This is a genomic window from Streptomyces sp. NPDC059456 (genome assembly GCF_042750055.1).
In the GTDB taxonomy this organism is placed as follows: Bacteria; Actinomycetota; Actinomycetes; order Streptomycetales; family Streptomycetaceae; genus Streptomyces.
In genome coordinates this window covers 1-3,628 of sequence record NZ_JBHYVA010000459.1, presented here as the reverse complement: position 1 = coordinate 3,628, position 3,628 = coordinate 1, and the positions used below count along the sequence as shown (strand labels likewise).

General features: G+C 70.3%; 3 protein-coding genes. All 3 read right to left on the bottom strand.

The features are described from left to right. Positions 1-65 precede the first annotated feature (65 nt). The 3 genes from sucD to ACFXA3_RS30255 all read right to left on the bottom strand — a co-directional run bounded on the left by sucD (position 66) and on the right by ACFXA3_RS30255 (position 3,507). A complete protein-coding gene (sucD, locus tag ACFXA3_RS30265; protein ID WP_054227728.1) occupies positions 66-956 on the bottom strand; it encodes a succinate--CoA ligase subunit alpha in 891 nt (296 codons plus the stop codon). Positions 957-977: 21 nt separating this feature from the next. After that, a complete protein-coding gene (gene sucC, locus ACFXA3_RS30260; RefSeq protein ID WP_030290619.1) occupies positions 978-2,156 on the bottom strand; it encodes an ADP-forming succinate--CoA ligase subunit beta in 1,179 nt (392 codons plus the stop codon). Positions 2,157-2,403: 247 nt separating this feature from the next. Further along, complete coding sequence (locus ACFXA3_RS30255; protein ID WP_385191786.1) at positions 2,404-3,507, bottom strand: VWA domain-containing protein; 1,104 nt, start codon at positions 3,505-3,507, stop codon at positions 2,404-2,406. Positions 3,508-3,628 lie beyond the last annotated feature (121 nt).

The following is a 3,628-nucleotide window of genomic DNA, read 5'->3' as shown; positions in this document are numbered from 1 at the left end:
GCCCCCCCCCCCCCCCCGCGCCCCCCCCCCCACGCCCGTACACGCGCCTACGGCAACGGCAAGCGTTACTGCGCGGCGTTCAGGATCTCGCGCGCGAGCTTGGCGGTCTCGGTCGGCGTCTTGCCGACCTTGACGCCGGCGGCCTCGAGGGCCTCCTTCTTGGCCTGCGCGGTGCCGGAGGAGCCGGAGACGATGGCGCCGGCGTGGCCCATGGTCTTGCCCTCGGGGGCGGTGAAGCCCGCGACGTAGCCGACGACCGGCTTGGTGACGTTCTTCGCGATGAAGTCCGCCGCACGCTCCTCGGCGTCGCCGCCGATCTCGCCGATCATGACGATGAGCTCGGTCTCCGGGTCGGCCTCGAAGGCCTCCAGGGCGTCGATGTGCGTGGTGCCGATGACCGGGTCGCCACCGATGCCGACGGCGGAGGTGAAGCCGATGTCACGGAGCTCGTACATCATCTGGTAGGTCAGCGTGCCGGACTTGGACACGAGACCGATCTTGCCGGGCTTGGTGATGTCGCCCGGGATGATGCCGGCGTTGGACTGGCCGGGGGTGATCAGACCCGGGCAGTTCGGGCCGATGATGCGGGTCTTGTTGCCCTTGGCGGTCGCGTACGCCCAGAAGGCGGCGGAGTCGTGCACCGCGATGCCCTCGGTGATGACGACGGCCAGCGGGATCTCGGCGTCGATGGCCTCGACGACGGCGGCCTTGGCGAACGCCGGCGGGACGAAGAGGACGGAGACGTTGGCGCCCGTCTTCTCCATCGCCTCGGCGACCGAACCGAAGACCGGGACCTCGGTGCCGTCGAAGTCGACGGACGTGCCGGCCTTGCGCGGGTTCACGCCACCGACGATGTTGGTGCCGTCAGCCAGCATCAGCTTGGTGTGCTTCATGCCCGTGGCACCGGTCATGCCCTGGACGATGACCTTGCTGTCCTTGTTGAGGAAGATAGCCATGTGAGTCTGTGACCTCTGCCCTTACTTCGCAGCCGCGAGCTCGGCGGCCTTGTCGGCCGCACCGTCCATGGTGTCCACGCGCTGCACCAGCGGGTGGTTGGCGTCCGAGAGGATCTTGCGACCCAGCTCGGCGTTGTTGCCGTCGAGACGGACGACCAGCGGCTTGGTGACCGCCTCGCCCTTCTCCTCCAGCAGAGCCAGCGCCTGGACGATGCCGTTGGCGACCTCGTCACACGCGGTGATGCCACCGAAGACGTTGACGAAGACGGACTTGACGTCCGGGTCGCCGAGGATGATCTCGAGGCCGTTGGCCATGACGGCGGCGGAGGCGCCACCGCCGATGTCCAGGAAGTTGGCCGGCTTGACGCCGCCGTGGTTCTCACCGGCGTACGCGACGACGTCGAGGGTGCTCATGACGAGACCCGCGCCGTTGCCGATGATGCCGACCTCGCCGTCGAGCTTCACGTAGTTGAGGTTCTTCGCCTTGGCGGCGGCCTCGAGCGGGTTCGCGGCCGCGTGGTCCACGAACTCCTCGTGGCCCGGCTGGCGGAACTCGGCGTTCTCGTCGAGCGAGACCTTGCCGTCGAGGGCGATGACGTCGCCGGAGGCGACCTTCGCGAGCGGGTTGACCTCGACGAGGAGCGCGTCCTCGGCGATGAAGGTCGCCCACAGGGTCACGAGGACCTCGGCGACCTTCTCGGCGACCTCGGCCGGGAACTGCGCCAGCGCGACGATCTCGCGGGCCTTCTCGATGGTCACGCCCTCGTTGGCGTTCACCGGGACCTTGGCGAGCTTCTCCGGGGTCTCCTCGGCGACCTGCTCGATGTCCATGCCGCCCGCGACCGAGGCCATGGCCAGGAAGGTGCGGTTGGTACGGTCCAGCAGGTACGAGACGTAGTACTCCTCGAGGATCTCGGGAGCGGTCTCGGCGATCATCACCTTGTGGACCGTGTGGCCCTTGATGTCCATGCCCAGGATGTCCGTCGCGCGGGCGACGGCCTCGTCCGGGGTGGCGGCGAGCTTGACGCCGCCGGCCTTGCCGCGGCCGCCGACCTTCACCTGCGCCTTGACGACCGACTTGCCGCCCAGCCGCTCGGTGGCCTCGCGAGCCGCCTCAGGCGTGTCGATGACTTCACCGGCCAGCACCGGTACACCGTGCTTGGCGAAGAGGTCCCTCGCCTGGTACTCGAACAGGTCCACGCGCGTCCGTCCCTTGTCTTCAAAGATTCGCAGTGATTCGCGGTTGTCTGCGTGGGCGTGCCGCGGAGGGCAACGTGACGGCGCTGTCACTAGGGAGGCGCACACGGTGACCGTGGACGCGGCATGTCCGTCCCGCAGGTTATCCCCGTGGGACCTGCGTCCCTAAATCGCATATCACACCTGAGCGGTGATACCTGTCACAGATCGCCTCACGGTTGAACTGGAAATTCGTGTGATCCGCCAGCGGTCACGGGGTGGGCGGGGGGCGCTTCTCCAGGGCCGCGGCCATCACGTCCGGGAACAGGTCGGGGGTGCAGGCGAAGGCCGGTGCGCCGAGTGCCGCGAGGGCCGCCGCGTGCTCGTGGTCGTAGGCGGGAGCACCCTCGTCGGACAGTGCAAGCAGGGCGACGAACTCGACGCCCGACGCCTTCATCGCCGCGACGCGGCCCAGCATCTCGTTGCGTATGCCGCCCTCGTGGAGATCACTGATGAGGACCACAACGGTGTCGGCAGGGCGGGTGATCTTCGACTGACAGTAGGCGAGGGCGCGGTTGATGTCGGTGCCGCCGCCGAGCTGCGTACCGAAGAGGACGTCGACCGGATCGTCGAGCTGATCCGTCAGGTCGGCCACGGCCGTGTCGAACACGACGAGCCGCGTCGCGATCGAACGCATCGAGGCGAGGACCGCGCCGAAGACGGACGCGTACACCACGGAGGCCGCCATCGACCCGGACTGGTCGATGCACAGGACCACCTCCTTCCGGACCGACTGTGCCGCCCGGCCGTGGCCGATGAGCCGCTCGGGGACGACGGTCCGGTGCTCGGGAAGGTAGTGCTTGAGATTCGCCCGGATGGTCCGGTCCCAGTCGATGTCCGCGTGCCGGGGGCGGCCGGTCCGGGCGGAGCGGTCGAGGGCGCCGGTGAGGGTGGCGCGGGTGCGGGACGCGAGCCGCTCCTCCAGTTGCCGGACGACGGCGCGGACCACGGCACGGGCCGTTTCGCGGGTGGTCTCCGGCATCGCCTTGTTGAGGGACAGGAGGGTGCCGACGAGGTGCACGTCGGGCTGGACGGCCTCCAGCATCTCCGGCTCCAGGAGGAGGGTGGCCAGGCCCAGCCGCTCGATGGCGTCCCGCTGCATGACCTGGACGACGGAGGCGGGGAAGTACGTACGGATGTCCCCCAGCCAGCGGGCCACGTTCGGCGCGGATCCGCCGAGCCCGCCGCTGCGCCCGGCGGAGCCGCGCCCGGCGGCCCCGCCGCTCCCGTAGAGCGCGCCGAGCGCGGCGTCCATCCCGGCGTCGGGCCCGTCCGGCACGCACCCGGTCCCGTCCCCGTCCGCGCCGAGCACCATCCGCCACCGCCGCAGCCGCTCCCGTGCGGCGCCCTCTGCGGTGGCGTCCGCCGCGGGGGCGCCCCCGGCCGCCGAACGCCCCCAGCCGCGCCACAGCCCCGCCCGCCCGCGGGCGGCCCGC